The following is a 22,616-nucleotide window of genomic DNA, read 5'->3' as shown; positions in this document are numbered from 1 at the left end:
GTTTTAGTTATATTAATTTAAATGATAAAAAGGGAGGTTTTTGATGTAAATCTAAGCTTGATTCGGTTTGAATAAAGAGATTATTTGATTTCGAAATAGAAGCCTTCTTTTTCCAGTTCTTCATATTTCTCCTGATTGAATGTGAACAATTTTCCGGGTCTTCCGCTGCCTTCTTTTTTAACGTTGTTGGTTTCATTAAGCAGGCCGTAGCTCATGATTTTTTTTCTGAAATTTCTTCGGTCTATTTCACGTCCGACGATGGTTCTGTACAAATTTTCAAGGTCTGAAAAAGGAAATTCTTCATTGAGAAGATTAAAGCCGATTGGCTGGTATTGGATCTTGGTACGAAGTCTTTTTAACGCCATATCAATAATACTCTGATGATCAAAAGCCAGTTTGGGAAGTTTATTTACACTGAACCACTGTGCGTCTTCCGCATCAGAATCGGCGAAGAGTTCATGATAGGAAGGATTCACAAGGCCCAAATAAGCCACAGAAACCACCCTGTTTCTCGGATCGCGGCCTACGTTGCCAAAAGTATAGAGTTGTTCCAGAAAATCGGGTTTTATGCCTGCCTCTTCGTGCAATTCTCTTTTAACCGCATCATCCAGGTTTTCATCATCCAGAACGAGACCGCCGGGAAGCGCCCAGCCTCCTTTGAAGGGTTCTATCTTTCTTTTGATTAATAGGAGCTGAAGATCCTGCTTATCAAAGTACCCGAAAATGACGGCGTCTACCGCAACTTTTATTGCCTGCATAGTTAATTTGCGTTATGAATACACAAAGGTACAATTTATAAATGACATCAAAAAAACAATTGACTGCATAATAAAATTAACTAACTTTATTTCACATTAACCCATTTAAAATTAACTAATTATGAAAAATCTATTGTTCTTATTTTCAATCGTTTTTCTTCTGACGGCCTGTGAGAAAGGAAAACCAGTAACAGATAAAAGTTCATCTAAAACAGATTCTACCGAATGGAAGCCTGTAGATTCTGTAACGGCTATGAAAGCCTGGATGGATTATGCCACACCCGGAGATCTTCACAAAATGCTGGCCAAATATGACGGAAACTGGACAGGAGCATCAACCATGTGGATGGAAGCCGGTGGAAAACCTGTTGCAAGCCAGGCTGAATGTACCAATAAAATGATTTTTGGAGGAAGATACCAGCAGAGCAATTACAAAGGAAGCTTTATGGGAATGCCTTTTGAAGGGATGAGCTTGATGGGCTATGACAATGCAAAGAAAAAGTTTGTAAGTACCTGGGCAGATAATATGGGAAGCGGAATTATGCATGCTGAGGGTGAATGGGATGCTGCTAAAAAATCCCTTGAATTCAAAGGAAAAATGGCTGATCCTGCGAGACCCGGAAAAGAATGTGATTTCAGAGAAGTATATATATTTACTGACGATAATAACCACACCATGGAAATGTATGGTCCTGACTCTAAAACGGGAAAAGAATACAAAAGCATGGAAATAAAATTCACCAGAAAGAAATAAAAACCGGAGAAACCTCTCCTACGAAACAGTGATTTTCCTTATAGATTTCCAGACAGATATGCTCAACTTTGGTATAGAAAATAAAAATTTATACCATCATGAAAACATTATTAAGAGCCTTTATCGTGGTCATCATCATCATAGGAGGAGTTTTGATCATCGTTGTAGGGAAAAAGCCTTTCCCGGAACCTGAATGTCTCGTATGCGGGATCAATCTTATCAGAACATTAGGCATTGCCGAAGTGATTCTTGGCCTCGGTGCATTGGTGATACAAGCCAATCTCACGGAGAAACAACGAACTTTCTAAAAAATAAAAGACCGGTAAAAAATTACCGGTCTTTTTTATATTAATCGTTTAGTTTTAATACAGCCATGAACGCTGATTGCGGTACTTCTACTCTACCAATCTGCTTCATTTTCTTCTTACCTTCCTTCTGTTTTTCAAGAAGTTTACGTTTTCTGGAAATATCTCCTCCGTAACATTTTGCGGTAACGTCTTTTCTTAAGGCTTTGATGGTTTCTCTGGCGATCACTTTCGCTCCCAATGCTGCCTGAACTGCAATATCAAACTGCTGTCTCGGGATCAGTTCACGAAGTTTCTCACACATCTTCTTACCGATATAGTAAGCATTACTGTCGTGAATCAATGAAGAAAGGGCATCTACCATATCTCCGTTGATCAGGATATCCATTTTAACCAATTTGGAAGAACGCATTCCTATCGGAGAATAATCGAATGACGCATATCCTTTAGAAATAGACTTCAGACGGTCATAGAAGTCAAAAACAACTTCTGCCAAAGGCATATTGAATGTCAATTCTACTCTGTCTGCCGTTAAATAACTCTGGTTAACAATCTCCCCTCTTTTTTCAATACAAAGCGTCATTACGGCACCTACGAAGTCGGATTTAGTAATGATTGAAGCTTTAATATAAGGTTCTTCAACTCTATCCAAAAGATTGGGATCAATCATTTCCGATGGGTTGTTGATCAAAATTGCCACTTCAGGTTCTTTTTTAGAGTATCCATGGTATGAAACGTTGGGAACCGTAGTAATTACGTTCATATCAAATTCTCTTTCAAGACGTTCCTGTACGATTTCCATGTGAAGCATTCCTAAGAATCCGCAACGGAAACCAAAACCAAGTGCTGCAGAACTTTCCGGTTCGAAAACCAGAGAGGCATCATTTAGTCTTAATTTTTCCAATGAGAATCTCAGTTCTTCAAAATCTTCAGATTCAATAGGATAAATTCCGGCAAAAACCATTGGCTTTACTTCTTCAAAACCGTCAATGGCAGCATCGGCAGGATTCACAAAAGAGGTAATGGTATCTCCTACTTTTACTTCTCTTGCATCTTTAATCCCTGAAATAATATATCCTACATCACCACATTCAATCGTTTTCTTCGGTACCTGCTTCAGTTTCAAAGTTCCTACTTCATCAGCACCATATTCTTTTCCTGTAGCGAAAAATTTAATTTTCTCGTTTTTAGAAATACTTCCGTTTACGACTTTGAAATACGCTTCAATCCCTCTGAACGGGTTGTAAACAGAGTCAAAGATCAATGCCTGTAGCGGTGCTTTCGGATCTCCAACCGGCGCAGGAATTCTGTTGACAATCTGCTCAAGCAAATCGTGAACTCCCTCACCTGTTTTTCCTGAAACTCTAAGAACATCTTCATATTTACATCCTAAAAGTCCCATAATTTCGTCGGTAACTTCTTCAGGGTTTGCAGATGGAAGATCTATTTTATTCAGAATCGGAATAATTTCCAAATCATTTTCTAATGCCAGATAAAGATTACTGATGGTCTGCGCCTGGATGCTCTGTGCTGCATCTACAATAAGCAATGCACCTTCACAGGCAGCGATAGAACGGGAAACTTCGTAAGAAAAGTCTACGTGTCCCGGGGTATCAATAAGGTTTAAGATATATTTTTCTCCTTTATACTCATAATCCATCTGGATGGCGTGAGACTTGATGGTGATCCCACGTTCTTTCTCCAAATCCATATCATCCAGGGTCTGAGACTGCAGTTCTCTCTGAGTAACTGTATTGGTATACTCCAAAAGACGGTCTGCCAAAGTACTTTTACCGTGGTCAATATGAGCGATTATGCAAAAATTTCGTATGTTTTTCATTTAAGAACGTTGTAATTTGCAAAGATAAAAAAAAGCGAGACATTATCTCTCTTTAATTTACGGTGTAAAATTTATTTTTCAAAGACGTAAGCACCTGTTAAAGAATCTATATAAACCTTCGTAGATGTTGTCGTCTTTGCCCCGGTAATTGCTGCTGTATGAGATGTTCCCGGATCAAGAGCCCCTCCGACAAGTGCTCCAACTACACCGCCAGCGAGTGCTCCTACCATCATTCCTCCCGTCATCTTTTGAACGGAAAGCTGCGCTCTTGATGAAATGATATAAAATCCTTTATTTCCTTTTACCATTTCTACAAATCCTGAAGGTATACCGCGGTATGCTTTTCCGGAATCTACATAACAGAAAACTTCACTGAGCGGAACTGAAAAATCTTTGTACTTTACATTCGTCAGTCTTCCTTTTTTATTTTTAACAATAGAATAACCGGGCTCCGGCTTCTGCTCGTAGAAACTTTTAAAATTTTTATAAACACCATCTGCCAGCTGAGGCTCATTAAAAGCTTTGTAATTTTTATTGAGATAAGCACTGTAATTGCTCAATTCATTTTCAGGAATCATGACCCCTAAAACAGTCCCGGAATAAGAGCCTTTAATAAATTCTGAGATTACCTCTGAAATCTGCTGAGCTAAAAACTTAGGCATATTCCCGGTTTTTTTCGGATCTGAAACAATCACATTTTCAAAACGGGTGATAAAGTAATATTTATCATTTCTTTTCAGAAAGCTTGAGATTTTAATTCTGACTTTTCCAAAAGCTTCCTGTTGTCCCGGATCCTGATCATTATAGGCTTTCAGTTCTTCCAGAATTAAAGTAATATCATTATTTCCTTTTACCGTATTATTCTTTGAAAACCAGGTTTCGAACTGATTTTTTAAATCTTCATCAGCAAACTTAATATCTGATGCGCCTTTTTTACCGGTAATCGTCCCAATGGTTTTATCATTCCGGTTATCTATGAGAGTTAAGGATTTGGTAAGGCCTTTTTTATCTTTAATATTCTGATTAAGTTCAATAATTTCCGTTTTCTGGACAGATAAAGCCACTGAAAGTAAGAGGAAAATTACAATCTTTTTCATTTTGTGTTTTATTATATTTTGTAAAGATAAAAAAGAGAGACATTCCATCTCTCTTTAGATCACAATTGCATTCAATATATTTTTATTCCTCAGAAAAGTCATATTCTCCGGTCAACGGATCAATATAGACTTTACCCGTACCTTGACTCTTCATTTTCTTCTGTCTTGCTCCCTGTTCAATGGCTCCGGCCACTCCTCCGATAAGGCCGAACATTCCGTAAACATTGTTGGACTGTACAGGGAAAAGGTGGCCGCGGTTGGCTAAGAGATAAAAACCATTTTCGTCTTTATCAAGATCCATAAATCCGGAGAACGTTGATTTACGGGCCTTCCCTTTCTCTACGTAGGCAAACATTTTATAAGCGGGAATCTTAGTCTTTTTTCCGTTTTCTTCTTTCACCGCTTTTGTAACGTCTCCTTTATTATTAATTTCAAGCGTATAATCTCCCTTTTCAGGGGTTTGGTTGAAGAAAGAAATGTAGTCCAGATAGATTCCATCTTTTAACGGAGCATCTTTTAAAGCAGGATAATTGGTTTTTACAAGACTGCTGTAATCTGCCAGATCATTTAATGAAACTGAATTTCCTGTAGGATCCAATGAATATGATTTCTTGATGAATATGGAAAAAATGGTCGGAATATTTTTCACCATCAGTTCGGAAACCTCTTTATCATAGAAAGTAAATACGGTATCTTTTTTATACAGGAATTGATATTTATCCCCTGTTTTAGCGAAAGTCTGGGCAGAAAAATCTATCATCCCTTCTGTCTTCTTACCATCGGACTCTCCTGTTGAAAGTTTCAGCTTTTTTAAGACCAAAACAAAATCAGTTAATTTGCCCGGTTGGTTACTTTTTAAATACCAGGCACTAAAATCAGCATCCGGAGTCGAAGGAAAAATAACTTCTTTCACTTCTTTTTGTTCTCCGAAAGGCAGCGTACCGATTTGCTTATCTTCTCTTTGGTCGATTACTTTGAAAAAAGCATAAGGATTTTCACTATAATTCAAAATGTTCCCTCTGAATTTTATGACTTCTTTGGTCTGTGCAAAAGCGACAATGGTCACAAAAATAAATGCCAGCTGCATCAGTTTTCTCATGAGATATATTTTTTTTCGCAAAAATAGCAATTCGTAAACACTAAACGGCTCTCACAAAAAAATTTTGTGAGAGCCGTCCAACATTAAAAAAATAAACTATTATGGGTTTTGTTTGGGCCTTGCCGTATTGTCGTGCCCGCTGTGAGGTTTTCTTTCATTCATTTTATCTCTCATCATTCCTTCAGTGTGGAATAGTTTAAGTACTTTCTGGCAAGGAATCACCTGCTGCATTTTATCAGCATATTTCTTTCTGTTATCTAAAAGTTTCTGGCCTAATTCAAAACTCTGCTGAAGTTTAGCTTTAGCTTCATCATCAGACAATGTCTCAGGGTTAAAATCCGAGCTGGATCTAAACTGATTCATAATTTGTTTCTGGCTGTCCAGATACTCATTATATACCTGTATGAATTCCTTTTTATCGCTGGTGTCTATGTTTAAATTTTCGATCACCATATTATTCCTGAAATTCTTAAGAAGCTCTTTTCTTTCTTCAGGAGAAAGGTTATTGATCACTTCTTTTCTTTGCTTAGGATCCATTTTTTTCCAGTCGTAATCAGTGATCTGCGCATTCTGTGCATTCAGACCAAAACCATACATAATAAAAAGTGTAAATAATATCTTTTTCATTTTCTTTTAATTATATAGATCTAAATAAACATCCTGCGTAGAATTGCTTGCTAATTCTGCAATTTCCGAATTAGAAAACGAATCCAGATATTCATTCATTTTAGTTTCTTCTTTTTTAGCGGTAGCTTTTACAGGTTGAACAGTCCTTACATGATCAGCTGCTTCTTTTGCTGTATAAGAAACCGTTTGAGTTTCCTGATTGCTAACTGTTTGATTATTATTTTCAACGGAAGTTAAATCTGCCTCCAGCGTTTCATAAGCACGCTCGCCTTCTGTTTTTGGCGCTTGTTTATTTACGGCATATGCTTTTGAATTCAACACATCTTTCGCCGGATCGTTGTCAGAATTAAAAACATACGTTGCCCCGAATATCAAAGCCACTGATGCCGCAGCGGCATACATCCAGTTTAGTTTAAAAACCGGTGCTTTCTTATTCGCTTTCACTTCGTTCATTACACTGTTCTGGATATTTTGAAACAAATCATCCGGAACTTTGTAAATATTCTTGCGTTCTAGTTTTTCTATGTCGAACTCTTTCATCTTGGTTTGGGTCAAAAAATTATCTCTCGTAATTTTCTTTAATAAATTCTTCTATTTTCTGTTTGGCATAATGATAATTTGTTTTTAAAGTCCCTACGGACATATCTACAATTTTAGATATTTCTTCATAGGGCAAATCATCATAATACCGCATCATAAATACCAGTTTCTGCTTTTCGGGCAGGCTTTGTATAGCGTTCTGGAGGAGGAGCTGTATTTCTTCGGCATCTCCTTCCGTATTGTCGGCCACCAGGTTCTGCATATAGTACTCCGGATCTTCATCCGTTTTCTGCATCTTCTTCATTTTATTGACCTGCTGTAGTGCCTCGTTGGTGGCAATCCTGTACAACCAGGTATACAGCTGGCTGTCATTTTTGAACTGGTGAAAATTCTGATAGGCTTTAATAAAAGTCTCCTGCAGCGTATCCTGAGCCAGGTCACCATCCACAATAATCCTTCTGATATGCCAGTACAATCTGCTTTGATAAGCATCCATCAAGGCACGGACACCTTTTTCCTGGGTCCGTGGATTCTGCATCAACGAAATAATTTCCGCGTCCTTAATCTTCATAAGATGCTTTCACTGTTTTGGATTACAAAAATAGCCGAAAGTTAAATTACTTATTCAATTTTCAGTCCAAATGTTTAAAATAATATCAGATCGTTACGTTCTGAGCATTAGGCAACGGGGAATACGGAGATTGATGATAAACTTACCATGCCCTGTATTCATCTTCCTTTAAAATCTTATCTTTGTTAGATGCAAATTGTAATCATAGGTTCCGGAAATGTGGCCTACCACATGGCAAAAGCTTTCAGTCTGAAAAAAATTCCATTACTGCAGATTTTTGGCAGAAATGGGGAAGAACTGAAGAAAATCTCTGAAGAACTGGATGTCCCATATTCTACGGAACATCTGGAGGATGCAGATCTGTACATCATCTGCGTGAGCGATAACTCTGTGGAAAATGTTTCTAAAATCATCACTAAAAAGGACACTTTGGTCGCCCATACTTCAGGATCTCTTCCCAAAGAAATTCTGGCAGGGGAGTACAGAAAATCAAGCTTTTATCCTTTGCAGACTTTTTCAAAATCAAAAGAACTGGAGTATGAAAAGATTCCGTTTTTCATTGAAACAGAAAATGAAGAGGATAAGCAGATTCTTTTTGACCTTGCTTCCCAGGTTTCAGAAAATGTAATGGAAAGCAGTCATGAAAAGAGAAAGTACATTCATCTTACCGCTGTTTTAGCCTGTAATTTTGTGAATCATCTTTTCGCAAGAGCAAAAGAAGTTTCAGATTCGCAGGATATTCCGTTTGATTATTTTCTTCCGCTTATTGATGAGACGGTTAAGAAGATCCATGAAATTGATCCTAAAGCAGCACAGACAGGACCCGCAGTGCGAAACGATGTACGAGTACTGGAATTACATGAGCAGTTACTAAAAGGCGAAAGTCTTGACATTTATAAGACAATGAATCATTCTATTCAGAAAATGTATGAGTTATAAAGAAAAATTAAAAGATATTAAGGCGTTTGTATTTGATGTAGACGGAGTTTTCACAGACGGAAGCGTCTATCTGATGCCAGGTGGAAATATGTGCAGGGTAATGAATGTTCTGGACGGATACGCAGTCGTTAAGGCATTAAAAAACAATTACTTAATAGGCGTAATTACGGGAGGAAATGATGATATGGTGAAACACAGAATCAATTATCTCGGAATAGACGACTATTATCCAAAATCGCACGATAAAATGGCTGACTTTGAAGATTTTAAAAAGAAATACAATCTTAAAAACGAAGAGATTCTGACGATGGGAGACGATCTTCCGGATATCCACATCATGGAAAATTCTGCGATTGCTGCATGTCCTGAAAATGCAGTGCCTGAGGTCAAAGGAATATCTGACTATATTTCCACGAAAAAGGGGGGAAGCGGCGCTGTACGCGACGTAATAGAGCAAGTAATGAAGGTTCAGGGAAACTGGCATGATGATAATACCCAATCTGTTTAAAATCACTCTATGAAATTACTTTTAGCATCCCAGTCACCGAGAAGAAAAGAACTGCTTTCAAGCCTTGGATTTGATTTCGAAGTGGTAAAAATAGATTGTGAAGAAATTCTTCCTGACGCCATTGGAATAGGAGAGGCCGCAGCCTATCTCTCTGAATTAAAAGCTAAAGCGTTCCGGAATTTAACCAGTGATGAAGTTTTACTGACCGCTGACACCGTAGTGGCGGCAGAAGGGCAGATTCTCGGAAAACCGAAAGATGAAGATGACGCCAGACAAATGCTTCGCATGCTTTCCGGAAAAACACACCAGGTTTACACGGGAATTACCATAAAATCTGCGGACAAAACATTTACAGAAACCGATGTGGCCGATGTAGAACTTGATGAAATGACAGATGATGAAATCAATTATTACATTCAGAATTACAAACCTTTCGATAAAGCAGGGAGTTATGGCATCCAGGAATGGCTGGGAATGGCAAAAATAACGAGACTGAACGGAAGCTTTTATACCATTATGGGACTTCCTACCCATTTGGTTTACAAAATTTTGAATGAAATATAAATATTATTCATTATAAAATTTTATTATTTTTACAAAATCACCAGCTGCTTATAATAAAAAGCAGATAAGAGAGTTATATTGAATAATGAAAAAGAATATTTTATTCCTTTTGATCATGTGTATCGTTGCTTCCTGTGCTACCAAGACTAAAAAGCCGGAGCAGCGTTCAAAATTCATGAAAGGATTTAACACATATTATAATACCCTTTTTAATGCTAAAGACGCATTGAACAGCGAATTTACGAGCAGAGACAAGGGGCATAAGGACAATTTCTATGCGCCTTATATTCCTATCCTTACCTTTGAAGACCAGCCCTTGGGAAGCGATTTGGGGCAGTCTGCCGCCTTCGCTGAAAACTCCATGAAAATGGCAGAAGTGAACAGACCTTCTTCTGACAGAGGACTTCCGGGAATGCCACCAGGAATGCCGGGAGCACAAACTACCGCGCCGGGTAAACCCGATGACCTTCAAAATAAGGGAGCCACCACTTTGGAAATTGCTGAAGCAAAGGCTCAGAAAGCCATCAACAAATACTCCGTGATCAGAAGCGGGGAAGAAAAAAATAAAAAGATTTTTGACGCCTATATGATTCTTGTACAGTCAAGAATCTACCAGAATAAAGCAGTACAGGCTCTGGATGCCCTAAACTACGTTTTCACGCACATGAAGGATGATAAAAGACTTCCTTTAGCAAGAATTTATCAGGGGGTAGCCTATGCAAAAATCAAAGATTATCACAGAGCTCATGAGACTTTTGCCAAACTGAAAGGGGAGGATATCAGTAAAAGCTATGCCAAACTGATGAGCATTTATTATTCTGAAGCTCTTCTGGATGCAGGAAAAACAGAGGAAGCCGCTGTTGAACTGGACAGGGCTTTTGAACTGAACTCAAACAGAAAATTAAAAAGCAGAATAGCCTATCTGAGAGGGCAGGTTTCTGAAAATCTCGGACAAAATGATAAAGCACGTGAAAGTTTCACACAAGCTTATAAATATGCCAACGACTTTGAATTTGAAGTGAAATCCCAGATTGCTATTGCCAAGACTTTCAATGGAAAAGGGGATTATAACGGGGCAAAAAACTACCTTGAAAGCATCAGTAAAAAAGGAACTTACGTTTCCAGAAAGAACGAATTTTATTATGCCTTGGGTTTAATGGCCAATAAGGCAGGTAAGAAAGATGAAGCGCAGGAGTTCTTCAAAAAATCTTTATTTGAAAAGGTTTCCGACCCACAGGTAAGAGGGCTTACATACTACGAAATAGGGAAGAGCTACCTTGAAAAGAATGACTATATCGGTGCCGGAACATACTATGATTCAGCCCTTACGGTGATGACTTATGAACCTTCAAAGATCCTTTTAAAAGATCAGTCTGAATACATCAAGAAGATCTCCAAAAATTATTATCTGATCAAGAAGAATGACAGTATTCTTTCTTTAGCCAAGATGAGCGATGTACAAAAAACAGATTTTTTCACTAAGTATATCGCAAAACTTAAAGCTAAAGAAGAAAAAGAAGAGCGGGAAAGAATTCGTGCCGAAAGAAGCAAAGGCTTTGATGGAGGAGACTACAGCGCCAACTCGATATTTGCCAACAATACCAATTCATTTGCCGATTTCGGAGTAACTACCAAAGGTTTTTATTTCAGCAATACCGGGACCATAAGCAAAGGAACCTCTTCATTTAAGCAGGTCTGGGGAGAAAGAGCACTGGCTGATAACTGGCGTTATTCCAAGAAAATGGCGTCTATTGAGGACTTGAAAAATGATGCTCTCGGGGTAACTTCGGCTCCCAATCCGAGACGTTATGAAACCACTTACTATATTGAGCAAATCCCTACAGATCAGGAGAAATTAGGCCAATTAAAGAAAGATCGAGATACTGCTTCTTTAGGCCTGGGTGTAATGTACCAGAATTATTTCACCAATACGCCTTTAGCCACCAAAACTTTATATGATCTTGTAGACGTAAAACCTGAGGAAAAAGTAATGCTACAGGCTCTTTACGAGATCTTTGCCATGAATTATCTGAAGAATCCTCAGGCTTCCGAAAGAGCAAAACAAATCCTCTTGAATGATTATCCTTATACGTCTTACGCAGAATTTGCCAGAAACCCTAAAAACGTTTCATTCGTAAAATCTTCAGAAGAGGTTGAAAATGAATACAAAAAGGCCTATGCACTTTATGAATCCGAGAAATTTGGAGAAAGTAAAGACGTCATAGAACAGACAATACAGAAATTTCCAAAAGATGCACTGATCCCGAAGTTTCATCTTCTGAATGCTTTCAATTCAGGGAAAACAAGTGGAAAAGAGGTCATGATTCTGCAGCTGGAACAGATTGCACTCAACTATGCTAAAACTCCGGAAGGGATAAAAGCCAAGGAAATGCTGAACTATCTGAAAAGTGAACTATCATTCCAGGCTACCGATAACAAAGGAAATGCGCTTCCTCAGCAGCCAGGTACCTCACAACAGCCTGTCCAGAATCAAAATACTCCTCAGAATCCAGATAACACCTTAATGATGCAGCCATCTATACAAGGTCTTGAATCTGAGAAATCCGGAAAGCCGAAACCGAAGAAACAAAAAGATCAGAAGGAACAGAAAGAAAAGGCTCCTAGCGACATTCCGGCGATGCCTAAATAGGGCGGAAAGCTTGAGTGTCGGAGAGTTGTGGGAAGTGATGAGTTATGAGTTCTGTAACTTGGAGTCTTTGAGTTGGAAGCTTTTCACCATTGACCATTCTCTCTCTTAGTCTCAACCTAACAATCTGAAATCTCGTGTCTGAAATCTGACATCTAAAAAAACTATTACACTAAAAAAGCGAAGACTTAATCTTCGCTTTTCTTTTTCTTTACCCCGTGGAAATCTTTGAGATAGAACGGTTCAAAGTAGGCTATATCTTCAAATTCTTTGCTCTCTATTTTCTTCAGGGTCTTTTTTATCAGATATTGTGCAGAAGGGTAGATATCGTCTCTGAACTCCGCATCGGGAAGATTCAGAATATCTTTGGCTTTCGTTGCGCCGTCTCCTACAAAAATGACTTTTTTATCTTTAAATTCTTCAAAAGAAGTTTCGTCTAAAATCTTGGCTTCGGTTGCAGACAGTTCTTTCCCCGTTTCACCGTCGTAAACGGCCGTATACACCTCCATTCTCCTCGCATCGACCAATGGCACTATAAACTCATAGTTTTTGCCTAAAAAGGGCTCTATCATGCTTTCTAAAGAATTCACAGCAGTAAGTGGTATTTTCAGTCCGTAGCAAAATCCTTTTGCCGATGATGCCCCGATCCTTAATCCTGTATAAGAACCTGGTCCTTTACCCAATGATACCGCCTCAATATCTTTAATGGTGAGGCCTGCGCCTTCCAGTGCCCATTCTACATACGTGTGAAGGCTTTCAGACTGTTTATAGTTGTCGGAAACTTCTTCGCACAGGCATAAGAGCTTTTCATCGTCTGAAATAGCTACAGAACAGTTTTTGGAAGAGGTTTCCAGATATAGAATTTTCATCTCTTTAATTTTAAGCTAGGTGGCAAAATCACAAAAAAGCGAAATTGCTTTAAATTCGTGCAAATTTATGGCTTTATTTCGACACTCTGCCGACTCCATAGTTTCCATGCAGCATTCTTTTTTATCCAGATCTCCAGCAGAGCCAGTTTCATTTCAAAATCCTGGTTTTTATAGGTTCCGGAAACTTTTATTTTTCTTCTGATGCTTGCTGTTTTTTTATACCTCTTGATCTCGGAAAGTTCTGTCTGCTGAATCTCTTTGTAAATGACTTTCTTAGATAAAAAATCTTTTTTGAAATCTTCAAAGTTCTGTATCCAGCCATTGGAATGACCAAAAGATACATCAGGCCTCAAAACATCAATGATCTTCTCATCATTATTCTGTAGATAACTATCCAGAAGTCTAATACTTTCAAATAGCTTTTCATCTTTTTGAGAAGTGTTCACATTCTGGCAGTTCCAAAAAACAAATGAGAAGACCAGGATAAAAAAGGATATTCTTTTCACCTTATTTTCTGTAAATCGTTCTCGGCTCACTCTGTGCACTCGGATAAATAGTCATATCTGAAACCGTCACATGTTTGGGAGCATTCACACAATAAGCAATGGCATCAGCAATATCTTCTGCTTTCAAGGCCTCGTAACCGGCATATACGGTGGCTGCTTTTTCACTGTCTCCTTTGAATCTTACCAGAGAGAAATCCGTTTCCACGGCACCCGGCTGAATGTTGGTTACCTTGATTCCAAATTCGGTCAGTTCCAGACGCATTCCTTCAGAAATTACATCAACTGCTTTTTTAGTTGCACAATACACAGTTCCGTTAGCATAAGTTTGTCTTGCCGCCACTGAACTAATGTTTACAATATGCCCTGAATTACGGTCTTTCATAGAAGGGATGATGGTTTTGGAAACGTATAAAAGGCCTTTTACATTCCCATCGATCATAGAATCCCAATCATCTGTCTTTCCGGCAGAAAGAGGATCCAAACCGTGAGCATTCCCTGCATTATTGATCAATACGTCAATGTTTTTCCATTCTTCGGGAAGAGAACTGACTGCTTTTTCAACTTCATCCAGATTTCTCACATCAAATATTAAACTAAATATTTCGGTATATTGAGAAAGTTCAGATTTTAAAGATTCCAAGACCTCCTGTCTTCTCCCACAGATAATGATTCTGTTTCCCTGTCTGGCAAGAAGCTCCGCAGTAGATTTTCCTATTCCGGAAGTAGCTCCGGTGATGAGTATTGTTTTCATTTTGTTGTAAAATGTATAATTGTACATTGTACAAAGTACCTTCATACTTTATACTTTTTTAGTTGGCATCAAACGCTTCAAAAGCATCAGTTATATGTTCAATCGTGAGTTTCTTTTTATCGTCCGGAAGGACAGAAATAATATCAAACCTCACTTCATTGTTCCTGTTAAATTCTTCAAGATAATGATTGGCTGCAGTAACAATAGATTTAATTTTTGTTTTGGTAACGGCTTCCTGAGGCAGCATAAAAGCATCTGTAGAACGTGCTTTTACTTCTATGATAATAATGAGATCCTCTTTCTCAGCAATGATATCGATTTCAGCTTTCTGAAACCTGAAATTCCTCGTCAGGACTTTATAGCCGTTCTTTTGCAGATATTCAGCTGCAAGATCTTCTGCTATTTTACCGAAATCATTATGAGTGGCCATCTTTCAAGTTTGAGGGTTTGAGAGTAGAAGTATGGGTGATTTTTAAAACTCAATCTTAACCTTATCTCCAATCTTCATCGTAACTTTTCCACCAATAATCAAAGGTCTGTTATCTTTAATATGTCCATTCGGGAATCCGAAAGCAGCAGGGAATTTATACTTTGAAATCCTGTCTGAAATCAGTTGATAGGCAAATTCATCGAAGCTTTCTTCATAGCTTTTATTCTCTTTTTCATCGCCCATATTGGTCATTCCTCCAATGATCAATCCTTTAATCTTTTTGAAAACACCAGCTAATTCCAGGCTCATGATCATTCGGTCAAGAGCATAAAAGTTTTCTCCGATATCTTCAATGAATAGAATTTTATCTTTGAAATCAAAAGAATAAGGGGTTCCCAGAAGGGCATAGATCAGGGCTAAATTACCCCCAACCAATTCACCTTCAATATTACCAGGCTTATTAAATTGATGAGATTTTAAAGCATATTTAGGGCTTTTCCCTTTTAATATATCAAAGATCATATCATAGCCTTCATCTGTCACTCCAAAACTGGATGTTTTGATGGTCTGACCATGGATGGAAGCAAAACCTTTCTTTAATAAATAGCTTTGAATAACGGTATTATCCGAATAGCCGATATACCACTTCGAGTTGTCTGTAAAGTTTTTAAGCTTTAATTGCTGAACCAGATGCTGACATCCGTAACCGCCTCTTGAAGCCCAGACTGCTGAAATTTCTTTATCGTTTAAAGCCCAGTTGATATCTTTTAATCTTTCCTTTTCTGTTCCTGCGTAATTGTATCCGTTTGAAAATTTAGTGTAGAGATGTTCACCCAATACAGGTTCAAAACCTCTGCTTTTTATCATTTCTATTCCCTTTTCAAGTTGGGAAACATCTACAGCTCCGGCAGGGGAGATTACAGCTATTTTAGCACCTTTTTTAAGGGCTTTTGGAAAGATTATTTTTTTCATTCTGTCTTTTGTCCTGTTTTTTGGTATTTGATTTCTTTTTTCTCAGCTTCCTCTAAACGTCTGTCGAACTGATTGAATTTCTTAAAGCTCTGCAGAAAGATAAAGAAACTGAAAACAATAAGAATCCCGCCCACGATCCTTCTGATCTGGTTGGCGAGTTTCTGAGTAAGCTTATCGTGAAACTGTTTTGCTAAGAATATTTTGGCCAGATCAATGCACAGATAAGTGGCAATGACGATACCAACGTAGAGAATAAAACTGCTGGTATCAGGGTACTGATTTCTTACGGAAATGACGGTAACCAGCCAGAAGAGAATCACTCCTACATTTAAAAGATTAAAGAAAAAACCATTGAAAAACGTTTTAAAATAGTTTTGGCCAATGATTTTTTCTTCACCGGGCATGTGCATTTTGGTCTTGGTGACCATCATCACGATGCCGTATACAAAAATAAGTATAGAAGTAATCCTGTAAAAACCGGGATGTTTATCTATTAATGTGACGATATCTGCACTTGCATAATAAGCAGCAACAATGCATAATATATCTGCCGTAATAACTCCGAGATCGAGTGCCAGAGCGTGTCTCGGTCCTCTGGAGAAGCTGGTTTCAATTAAAAGGAAAAAAATAGGTCCTATAAAAACCAGGCTCAGCATAAATCCTAAGACAACGGCAGAAAGTACGAGTTCAAACATTCAATAGTATTTTAAATGAAAAAAAAATTTCATCCCATTAAATACAAAGTTATACTTTATGATTTAATTAATCAACAATCTTAAAGTCTAACTGCTTTTGAATAAGGTTTGCTTTCACTACTTTGATCTGAACCTGGTCTCCCAACTGATGCTTTTTACCGGTTTTGTTACCGTAAACAGCATGGGTTTTCGCATCGTAAGAATAGGAATCATCTACAAGGTCTCTCAATTTGATTAAACCTTCAGCACCGTTTTCAGGGATTTCTACCCAGAAACCGAATTCCGCAACACCGGAAATAACGCCTGTAAATGTTTCTCCAAGGTGTTTCTCCATAAATTTCACCTGCATGAATTTGATAGAATCTCTTTCTGCATCGGCAGCCAGTCTTTCCATAGAGCTGCAGTGTTTGGCTTTGTCTTCCAGTTCCTGCTTGCTTGGCGATTTACCTCCGTCAAGATAATGCTGTAAAAGACGGTGGGCCAAAAGGTCAGGATAACGACGGATAGGAGAGGTAAAGTGGCTGTAATACTCGAAACCTAAACCGTAATGTCCGATAGGCTCTGTAGAATAAACCGCTTTGCTCATACTTCTCATGGCCAGCGTTTCGATCATATTTTCTTCTCCTTTTCCTTTGACATCGAAAAGAAGTTTATTCAGTGATTCCGCTACCTTTTTGGTATTGTCCAGATTCATTTTATATCCGAAAGTAGAGACAAAATCTCTCAATGCTTCCAGTTTTGCCGGATTCGGATCATCATGGACTCTGTAGATAAAGGTATTATTGGTTACACCGCCTTTAGTATTCAGTGATACAAATTCGGACACTTTTTTATTGGCTAAAAGCATGAATTCTTCGATCAGGTGATTGGAATCCTTGCTTATTTTAAAGTACACTCCGATTGGCGAATTATTTTCATCCAGATTGAATCTTACTTCACTTCTGTCAAATGTAATTGCTCCGTTTCTTACACGTTCATCACGCATGATTTTCGCAAGTCTGTCCAGTGTATTGATTTCTTCTGCAAGATCTCCCTGGCCCGTTTCTATACGTTCCTGAGCTTCTTCATAGGTAAATCTTCTGTCTGAATGGATCACCGTTCTTCCAAACCACTGTTTCTGGATTTCTGCTTTATCATTCAGCTGGAAAACTGCTGAGAATGTATATTTATCTTCATTCGGACGAAGCGAGCACACATCGTTACTCAAAACTTCCGGAAGCATCGGAACCACACGGTCTACAAGGTATACCGACGTCGCTCTTTTGTAAGCTTCATCATCCAGCATTGTTCCCGGAACTACATAATGGGAAACGTCTGCAATGTGCACCCCGATCTCCCAGTTTCCGTTTTCTAATTTTCTTATGGAAAGGGCATCATCAAAATCTTTTGCATCCTTAGGGTCAATGGTGAAGGTACAGATATCACGCATATCCCAACGCTTCGCAGCTTCTTCATCGGTGATTCTTCTGTCGATTTTATCAGCATCCAGCTCAACTTCCTGTGGGAATTCATACGGAAGACCGTATTCTGCAAGGATAGAGTGGATCTCGGTTTCATGCTCACCCGGAGCACCCAATACCTGAGTGATTTCTCCCTGAGGATTTTTGTCGCCCGGTCTCCATTCTGTCATTTTTACGACCACTTTATCACCGTTTTCAGCACCTCCGAATTTTGCTCTTGGAATAAAAATATCAGTGTTGATCGTTTTTTTATCACACACGACAAAACCGAAGTCTTTGTGAGCAACTACCTGGAATGTTCCTACAAACTCAGTTCTTGTTCTTTCCAGAACTTCCAGTACGGAGCCTTCCAGTTTTTTACCTTTAAAATGATATGTTACAATCAGAACTTTATCGCCCTGCAATGCATCTTTTACGTTTTTAGAATGGATAAAGACGTCATCTTCCATACCTTCTACGCTTACATAGGCGTTTCCGGACTGGTTGAAATCAATTGTTCCACTCAAAGTTCCCGCAATCTTCAGATTAACGATATACTTTCCTTTTTCCACTTCTTTCACCTTCTCAGAACCCTGAAGTTTGTGAAGGGCCTGAATTACCAGCTCTCTCTGACGTGGATTTTTATAATCAATTCCTTCTGCGATCTGCTTATAATTGTAGATCTTCGTGGAATTAGTATTCATGAAACGCAGGATCAGTCTTCCGATCTCTATAAGTTTCTGTTCGTTTTTATGGCTTATATATTTACCTTTTCTTGGCATTTTTAATATTATTTAATTGTTGTTAATTATAATAATCCAGAAGTGATTCTTTTAAGATCTATGGTCTGGATTATCTGTTTTTTTCATCATTTGTTAAAGGCATCTTTATTCATTTATTTTATGAGTAAGGGAAAAACTCTCTAATAATCCGAATGCCTTAATCTTCATATATTTTTATTTTTTGTTCTTCTTCTTCTTTTGTTTCCATCGCCTTCCAGTCGTTACCAGCATACTGATAGGTGGTATAAACTTCTTTTTTACGGAAGGGTTTGGCTTTATTTATAAGGGTATAAGTATAGTGAACTTTTACAATATTCCCCAATTCATTGGTAAATGTTATCATCAACATTCCATAATGATCTGTAAAACTCTCAGTAGGGCTTCCTTTCTTTAAAGTCTCAAGATGCTTCATCTTCTTTTTGTAAGCAAATTTTGAGATATTTTTTAAACCTAACTCAGCATTATATTCAATATCTATATCCGGCGAAGAAAAACTCTGGTAAGCTGAACCCAATGAGATGTTCTTTTTTAAGAGATCTGAAATTTGGTTAATCGAACCCATTGTCCAAAAGTTTTTACCTTGATAAACCGGTGCCGGGTTTTCACGTCTGCAATCTCCAGCTCTTGCTTCAACTGCGAGAATATGACTGGTAAGAACAATAAGATCTTTATCCGGGTAGAAGTTTTTATCAATCCCCAAGATAATCTTATGGGTGAGCTTTTCAAAATTGACATCCTTAGATTCATTTTTAAAACGCTCAAGTCTCTGCTCTTCTTTTTTATCAGCTTCCGAACAATTACTATGATAGCAGCCATTGGTATTTCCCGTAGGACATGGATCATCTTTATCAGGAATACCATCACCATCCGTATCCGGCCATGGGCAGCCATTATTTTCTGCGGGTCCGTTTACTGTGGGGCAGGCATCATCCTTATCTATAGTACCGTCACCATCGGCATCCGGCCATGGACAACCTTTATTGTCCAAAAGTCCCGCTACTTCAAAACAATGATCATCCGTATCAGGAATACCATCACCGTCTGAATCCGGACATCCTTTAAATTCTGCCAATCCCTGCACGATGGGACATTGATCAAGATAAAACAGAACGCCATCGTTATCTTTATCAGACAGGCAGGTTCTCCGGCTGTTTTCCCTTCTGCATTTTTCAAAGGCATCTTTATCCGTTATTTCCTGGGCATGGAAACAACTTATAACAAAAAATAGTACAGCAGATGCTTTGATCTTCATTCAGTTTGAAATTTCTTTATTAGTCCTACAGCATCAATTTTCTTTCCAAATATTTTTCAATGGAAACTTTAGTTTGTATAAAATTACTACAAATATGGAGAAGAGGGGAGAAAAACCTTTGATTAATATCTTTTAAATATATAAGGTTAGGTATGGAAATAATAGATGGGTAATTTCTATCAGCTGGTGCAAATGTACAAAATAAAAAATAAATAAGGCCTGTAATTTGATTTACAGGCCTTTATATTTTTAACAAACAGCAATTTTATCAACTCTGTTTTGGTGTCTTCCACCTTCAAAATCTGTGGAAAGAAACTTTTCTGCAATTTCTATCGCCACTTCCTTAGAGATAAATCTCGCAGGCATTGAGATCATATTCGCATCATTATGCTGTCTGGCAAGCACTGCAATCTCCGGCATCCAGCAAAGCGCACATCTTATCTTCTGATGTTTGTTGGCCGTGATCTGTACTCCGTTTCCGCTTCCGCAGATCAAAATTCCCAGTTCGTTCTCTCCGTTTTCTACAGAGGTTGCGGCAGGGTGTACGAAGTCCGGATAATCCACACTGTCTGTGGAGAACGTTCCAAAATCCTGTACTTCAAATCGTTCTGAAAGAAAGTTCTTAACAATCTCCTTGTATTCATAGCCCGCATGGTCTGCAGCAATAGCTATTTTTCTTTTCATAATACCTGTATTAAGTCTTTTTAGATTTTATTTCAAGACAAAGGTAAGAATAATAACAAAGTCTGTTAGTTAATCGGGGGTAATTTGTTAAAAGGTCTGTGAATAACTGTGGAAAACTTTTTCCAACTTTCTATTTTTAAAGATGAATTTATTTCGTAATGGAAAATCTATTTCAAAATTTTAGCCACAACTTTCAAATTCTTTTCTTCACTTACTCCCAAGTTTTTCCATAATTAAATAACTAATAATGGATTTGTGGGAAAGTTATTCACATCTGTTAATAAGTGTGTGAAAAAGCAGATTTACAATATCTTACAATGTGAATTAAATATGAATTGAATAAAAATTAATTGTTACCAATTATTTTGATAAAACTTATCCCCGAAACTAACAATACTCAACAACAACTACATTATTCTTTTCTTTAAAGAGAAAAAAATTGTTGATTAGTGGGTGATTGGGTTGGGGGAAAGTTTTCCAAAAGTTTTGTTTTAGGAGATCTGTTGAAAAAGTTTAAAAGCTTACATTTGTGAAACGAAAATTCAACGATACTTATGAAAACAATCAATGATTTCAATTTTAAAGACAAGAAGGCTCTGGTAAGAGTGGACTTTAATGTTCCGCAGGATGATCAGCTGAAAGTGACAGACAATACAAGAATCACGGCTGTAAAACCGACGGTTGAAAAAATTCTTAATGACGGAGGTTCTGTGATCCTGATGACACACCTTGGAAGACCAAAAGGTGAAGTGAAGGATGAGTTTTCTCTTAAGCATATCGTAGATGAAGTTTCCAGCGTTCTTGGAAAGGAAGTGAAGTTCGTGGATGAATGTATCGGAGAAAGGGCTGAAAAGGCTGCTTCTGAGCTTCAGCCGGGAGAGATCCTGCTGTTGGAGAACCTGCGTTTCCACAATGAGGAAGAGAAAGGGGATGAAGGATTTGCTGAGAAGCTTTCTAAGTTAGGTGATGCTTTTGTAAACGATGCTTTCGGTACTGCACACAGAGCGCATGCTTCCACAGCTGTGATTGCTCAATATTTCGAATCAACTAAATTTTTCGGTTTACTAATGGCTAAAGAGCTTCAAGCTATTGATAAAGTTTTAAGAAAAGGAGAAAGACCTGTTACTGCGATACTTGGAGGTTCTAAAGTTTCAACTAAAATTACCATTATAGAAAATATCCTTCCTGCGATAGACAATTTGATCATTGGAGGAGGTATGGCGTTTACTTTTATTAAAGCTTTAGGCGGAAAAATTGGAAACTCATTGGTAGAAGAGGATAAACTTCCTTTGGCTCTTGAGATCTTAGGAAAAGCAAAAGAGCACCAGGTAAAAGTATATCTTCCTTCGGATGCTATCATTGCTGAAGGTTTCAATAATGATGCGGAAAGAAAAGAAGCAGACATCTATGCAATTCCTGAAGGATGGATGGGACTTGATGCCGGTCACAAATCAAGAAATCAGTTCAATGATGTTCTTCTAAATTCCAGAACCATTCTTTGGAATGGTCCGATCGGAGTTTTTGAAATGTCCAACTTTGCAGGCGGAACAATTGCTCTTGGAGACAGTATTGCTGAAGCTACAAAATTGGGTGCGTTTTCTCTAGTAGGAGGAGGTGACAGTGTTGCTTTTGTGAAGCAGTTCGGTTACGGAGAAAAAGTGAGTTATGTTTCTACCGGTGGAGGAGCGATGTTGGAAAGTCTGGAAGGTTTGGAACTTCCCGGAGTTGCTGCCATCAACAAATAGATTTTAATTTTTATTATATAGGAGACCGTCAGCAATGACGGTCTTTTTATTTTTATCTGTAGCAAATTTTTACACTGATCTTTTTTACGGGAATTTTAAATTAACCTTAGCAAGGGAAAAGACATTTGCGTTCATAATGAGTTTAGGGCAAAAGTTTTCATTTGAGCAGTATTAATCATGTCAAGGTTCAAAACCTTGACATGATTAAACAAGACTTAGATATTTTTTAATTGATCTTTTTT

The 22,616-nt window shown here is 38.0% G+C and carries 22 protein-coding genes and 1 pseudogene; 7 read left to right on the top strand and 16 right to left on the bottom strand.

From position 1 onward, the window contains the following. Window positions 1-80 precede the first annotated feature (80 nt). Window positions 81-758, bottom strand: coding sequence for an NUDIX hydrolase (locus tag BM143_RS22265; RefSeq protein ID WP_090027429.1), 678 nt, complete (start codon window positions 756-758; stop codon window positions 81-83). Window positions 759-879: 121 nt separating this feature from the next. On the opposite strand from BM143_RS22265, the gene BM143_RS22260 reads away from it, so the two are divergent. Both BM143_RS22260 and BM143_RS22255 read left to right on the top strand, forming a co-directional pair. Continuing rightward, window positions 880-1,512: a DUF1579 domain-containing protein gene (locus BM143_RS22260; RefSeq protein ID WP_090027427.1), complete on the top strand. Its 633-nt coding sequence runs from the start codon at window positions 880-882 to the stop codon at window positions 1,510-1,512. Between the two features lie 98 nt (window positions 1,513-1,610). Beyond that, window positions 1,611-1,820 carry a hypothetical protein gene (locus tag BM143_RS22255; protein WP_034724485.1) on the top strand — a complete coding sequence of 70 codons (210 nt, stop codon included), beginning with the start codon at window positions 1,611-1,613 and terminating at the stop codon, window positions 1,818-1,820. 40 nt (window positions 1,821-1,860) lie between these two features. Here the strand turns inward: BM143_RS22255 and lepA are convergent, their stop codons facing one another. The 6 genes from lepA to BM143_RS22225 all read right to left on the bottom strand — a co-directional run bounded on the left by lepA (window position 1,861) and on the right by BM143_RS22225 (window position 7,591). Continuing rightward, complete coding sequence (lepA, locus tag BM143_RS22250; protein ID WP_047455899.1) at window positions 1,861-3,657, bottom strand: translation elongation factor 4; 1,797 nt, start codon at window positions 3,655-3,657, stop codon at window positions 1,861-1,863. A gap of 71 nt (window positions 3,658-3,728) precedes the next feature. Beyond that, a complete protein-coding gene (locus BM143_RS22245; RefSeq protein ID WP_090027425.1) occupies window positions 3,729-4,754 on the bottom strand; it encodes a hypothetical protein in 1,026 nt (341 codons plus the stop codon). A gap of 82 nt (window positions 4,755-4,836) precedes the next feature. Further along, window positions 4,837-5,853: a hypothetical protein gene (locus BM143_RS22240; protein ID WP_090027424.1), complete on the bottom strand. Its 1,017-nt coding sequence runs from the start codon at window positions 5,851-5,853 to the stop codon at window positions 4,837-4,839. 99 nt (window positions 5,854-5,952) lie between these two features. Further along, window positions 5,953-6,480 carry a hypothetical protein gene (locus BM143_RS22235; protein WP_090027423.1) on the bottom strand — a complete coding sequence of 176 codons (528 nt, stop codon included), beginning with the start codon at window positions 6,478-6,480 and terminating at the stop codon, window positions 5,953-5,955. Window positions 6,481-6,486: 6 nt separating this feature from the next. Continuing rightward, window positions 6,487-7,020 (bottom strand): hypothetical protein, encoded by a 534-nt coding sequence (locus BM143_RS22230; RefSeq protein WP_090027422.1) that lies wholly within the window; start codon window positions 7,018-7,020, stop codon window positions 6,487-6,489. Window positions 7,021-7,039: 19 nt separating this feature from the next. After that, window positions 7,040-7,591, bottom strand: a complete 552-nt coding sequence (locus BM143_RS22225; protein ID WP_034724476.1) for an RNA polymerase sigma factor — start codon at window positions 7,589-7,591, stop codon at window positions 7,040-7,042. Between the two features lie 189 nt (window positions 7,592-7,780). Here BM143_RS22225 and BM143_RS22220 point away from each other — a divergent pair, with 189 nt between their 5' ends. The 4 genes from BM143_RS22220 to porW all read left to right on the top strand — a co-directional run bounded on the left by BM143_RS22220 (window position 7,781) and on the right by porW (window position 12,252). After that, on the top strand, window positions 7,781-8,530 hold the full coding sequence (locus BM143_RS22220) for a Rossmann-like and DUF2520 domain-containing protein (RefSeq protein WP_090027421.1): 750 nt from the start codon (window positions 7,781-7,783) through the stop codon (window positions 8,528-8,530). Further along, window positions 8,520-9,038, top strand: coding sequence for a KdsC family phosphatase (locus tag BM143_RS22215; RefSeq protein WP_090027420.1), 519 nt, complete (start codon window positions 8,520-8,522; stop codon window positions 9,036-9,038). Before BM143_RS22220 ends, BM143_RS22215 begins: the two co-directional genes overlap by 11 nt. 9 nt (window positions 9,039-9,047) lie before the next feature. After that, the gene (locus BM143_RS22210; protein ID WP_090027418.1) at window positions 9,048-9,602 is read left to right on the top strand and encodes a Maf family protein; all 555 of its coding nucleotides are present in this window, start codon (window positions 9,048-9,050) and stop codon (window positions 9,600-9,602) included. Between the two features lie 85 nt (window positions 9,603-9,687). After that, complete coding sequence (porW, locus tag BM143_RS22205; RefSeq protein ID WP_090027416.1) at window positions 9,688-12,252, top strand: type IX secretion system periplasmic lipoprotein PorW/SprE; 2,565 nt, start codon at window positions 9,688-9,690, stop codon at window positions 12,250-12,252. A 185-nt stretch (window positions 12,253-12,437) separates the two neighbouring features. Here porW and tsaB read toward each other — a convergent pair whose 3' ends face one another. The 9 genes and pseudogenes from tsaB to rpiB form a co-directional block, all read right to left on the bottom strand. Continuing rightward, window positions 12,438-13,118: a tRNA (adenosine(37)-N6)-threonylcarbamoyltransferase complex dimerization subunit type 1 TsaB gene (gene tsaB, locus BM143_RS22200; protein ID WP_090027415.1), complete on the bottom strand. Its 681-nt coding sequence runs from the start codon at window positions 13,116-13,118 to the stop codon at window positions 12,438-12,440. Window positions 13,119-13,183: 65 nt separating this feature from the next. Next, the gene (locus BM143_RS22195) at window positions 13,184-13,624 is read right to left on the bottom strand and encodes a nuclear transport factor 2 family protein (RefSeq protein WP_090027414.1); all 441 of its coding nucleotides are present in this window, start codon (window positions 13,622-13,624) and stop codon (window positions 13,184-13,186) included. A gap of 1 nt (window position 13,625) precedes the next feature. Next, entirely contained in the window at window positions 13,626-14,375 is a 750-nt protein-coding gene (locus tag BM143_RS22190) for an SDR family NAD(P)-dependent oxidoreductase (RefSeq protein WP_090027559.1), read from the bottom strand. A 58-nt stretch (window positions 14,376-14,433) separates the two neighbouring features. Then, complete coding sequence (locus BM143_RS22185; protein WP_090027413.1) at window positions 14,434-14,805, bottom strand: YraN family protein; 372 nt, start codon at window positions 14,803-14,805, stop codon at window positions 14,434-14,436. Between the two features lie 42 nt (window positions 14,806-14,847). Next, window positions 14,848-15,777 carry a S66 peptidase family protein gene (locus tag BM143_RS22180; RefSeq protein ID WP_090027412.1) on the bottom strand — a complete coding sequence of 310 codons (930 nt, stop codon included), beginning with the start codon at window positions 15,775-15,777 and terminating at the stop codon, window positions 14,848-14,850. Next, on the bottom strand, window positions 15,774-16,472 hold the full coding sequence (locus BM143_RS22175; RefSeq protein ID WP_034724462.1) for a LysE family translocator: 699 nt from the start codon (window positions 16,470-16,472) through the stop codon (window positions 15,774-15,776). The genes BM143_RS22180 and BM143_RS22175 overlap by 4 nt, the downstream gene beginning before the upstream one ends. A gap of 67 nt (window positions 16,473-16,539) precedes the next feature. Beyond that, window positions 16,540-18,693 carry a ribonuclease R gene (gene rnr, locus BM143_RS22170; RefSeq protein WP_090027410.1) on the bottom strand — a complete coding sequence of 718 codons (2,154 nt, stop codon included), beginning with the start codon at window positions 18,691-18,693 and terminating at the stop codon, window positions 16,540-16,542. An 829-nt stretch (window positions 18,694-19,522) separates the two neighbouring features. Further along, window positions 19,523-19,822 (bottom strand): annotated as a pseudogene (locus BM143_RS22165) (OmpA family protein); the annotation flags it as partial. Window positions 19,823-20,194: 372 nt separating this feature from the next. Then, complete coding sequence (gene rpiB / locus BM143_RS22160) at window positions 20,195-20,629, bottom strand: ribose 5-phosphate isomerase B (protein ID WP_034724458.1); 435 nt, start codon at window positions 20,627-20,629, stop codon at window positions 20,195-20,197. 554 nt (window positions 20,630-21,183) lie between these two features. Here rpiB and BM143_RS22155 point away from each other — a divergent pair. Next, window positions 21,184-22,374 (top strand): phosphoglycerate kinase, encoded by a 1,191-nt coding sequence (locus BM143_RS22155; protein ID WP_090027408.1) that lies wholly within the window; start codon window positions 21,184-21,186, stop codon window positions 22,372-22,374. Window positions 22,375-22,616: the final 242 nt, after the last annotated feature.

This window comes from Chryseobacterium oleae (genome assembly GCF_900115055.1).
GTDB classification, from domain to species: Bacteria; Bacteroidota; Bacteroidia; order Flavobacteriales; family Weeksellaceae; genus Chryseobacterium; species Chryseobacterium oleae.
Note: the sequence above shows the minus strand (reverse complement) of the source record. Positions and strands in the feature narration are given on the sequence as shown.

Excerpts from the sequence above, each read along its gene's own strand:
- porW (WP_090027416.1), top strand. The coding sequence starts at position 9,688 with ATGAAAAAGAATATTTTATTCCTTTTGATCATGTGTATCGTTGCTTCC.
- lepA (WP_047455899.1), bottom strand. The coding sequence starts at position 3,657 with ATGAAAAACATACGAAATTTTTGCATAATCGCTCATATTGACCACGGT.
- BM143_RS22155 (WP_090027408.1), top strand. The coding sequence starts at position 21,184 with ATGAAAACAATCAATGATTTCAATTTTAAAGACAAGAAGGCTCTGGTA.
- BM143_RS22215 (WP_090027420.1), top strand. The coding sequence starts at position 8,520 with ATGAGTTATAAAGAAAAATTAAAAGATATTAAGGCGTTTGTATTTGAT.
- BM143_RS22260 (WP_090027427.1), top strand. The coding sequence starts at position 880 with ATGAAAAATCTATTGTTCTTATTTTCAATCGTTTTTCTTCTGACGGCC.
- BM143_RS22235 (WP_090027423.1), bottom strand. The coding sequence starts at position 6,480 with ATGAAAAAGATATTATTTACACTTTTTATTATGTATGGTTTTGGTCTG.
- BM143_RS22210 (WP_090027418.1), top strand. The coding sequence starts at position 9,048 with ATGAAATTACTTTTAGCATCCCAGTCACCGAGAAGAAAAGAACTGCTT.
- BM143_RS22185 (WP_090027413.1), bottom strand. The coding sequence starts at position 14,805 with ATGGCCACTCATAATGATTTCGGTAAAATAGCAGAAGATCTTGCAGCT.
- BM143_RS22265 (WP_090027429.1), bottom strand. The coding sequence starts at position 758 with ATGCAGGCAATAAAAGTTGCGGTAGACGCCGTCATTTTCGGGTACTTT.
- BM143_RS22240 (WP_090027424.1), bottom strand. The coding sequence starts at position 5,853 with ATGAGAAAACTGATGCAGCTGGCATTTATTTTTGTGACCATTGTCGCT.
- rpiB (WP_034724458.1), bottom strand. The coding sequence starts at position 20,629 with ATGAAAAGAAAAATAGCTATTGCTGCAGACCATGCGGGCTATGAATAC.
- BM143_RS22190 (WP_090027559.1), bottom strand. The coding sequence starts at position 14,375 with ATGAAAACAATACTCATCACCGGAGCTACTTCCGGAATAGGAAAATCT.
- BM143_RS22175 (WP_034724462.1), bottom strand. The coding sequence starts at position 16,472 with ATGTTTGAACTCGTACTTTCTGCCGTTGTCTTAGGATTTATGCTGAGC.
- BM143_RS22255 (WP_034724485.1), top strand. The coding sequence starts at position 1,611 with ATGAAAACATTATTAAGAGCCTTTATCGTGGTCATCATCATCATAGGA.
- BM143_RS22220 (WP_090027421.1), top strand. The coding sequence starts at position 7,781 with ATGCAAATTGTAATCATAGGTTCCGGAAATGTGGCCTACCACATGGCA.
- BM143_RS22180 (WP_090027412.1), bottom strand. The coding sequence starts at position 15,777 with ATGAAAAAAATAATCTTTCCAAAAGCCCTTAAAAAAGGTGCTAAAATA.
- rnr (WP_090027410.1), bottom strand. The coding sequence starts at position 18,693 with ATGCCAAGAAAAGGTAAATATATAAGCCATAAAAACGAACAGAAACTT.
- BM143_RS22225 (WP_034724476.1), bottom strand. The coding sequence starts at position 7,591 with ATGAAGATTAAGGACGCGGAAATTATTTCGTTGATGCAGAATCCACGG.
- BM143_RS22230 (WP_090027422.1), bottom strand. The coding sequence starts at position 7,020 with ATGAAAGAGTTCGACATAGAAAAACTAGAACGCAAGAATATTTACAAA.
- tsaB (WP_090027415.1), bottom strand. The coding sequence starts at position 13,118 with ATGAAAATTCTATATCTGGAAACCTCTTCCAAAAACTGTTCTGTAGCT.
- BM143_RS22245 (WP_090027425.1), bottom strand. The coding sequence starts at position 4,754 with ATGAAAAAGATTGTAATTTTCCTCTTACTTTCAGTGGCTTTATCTGTC.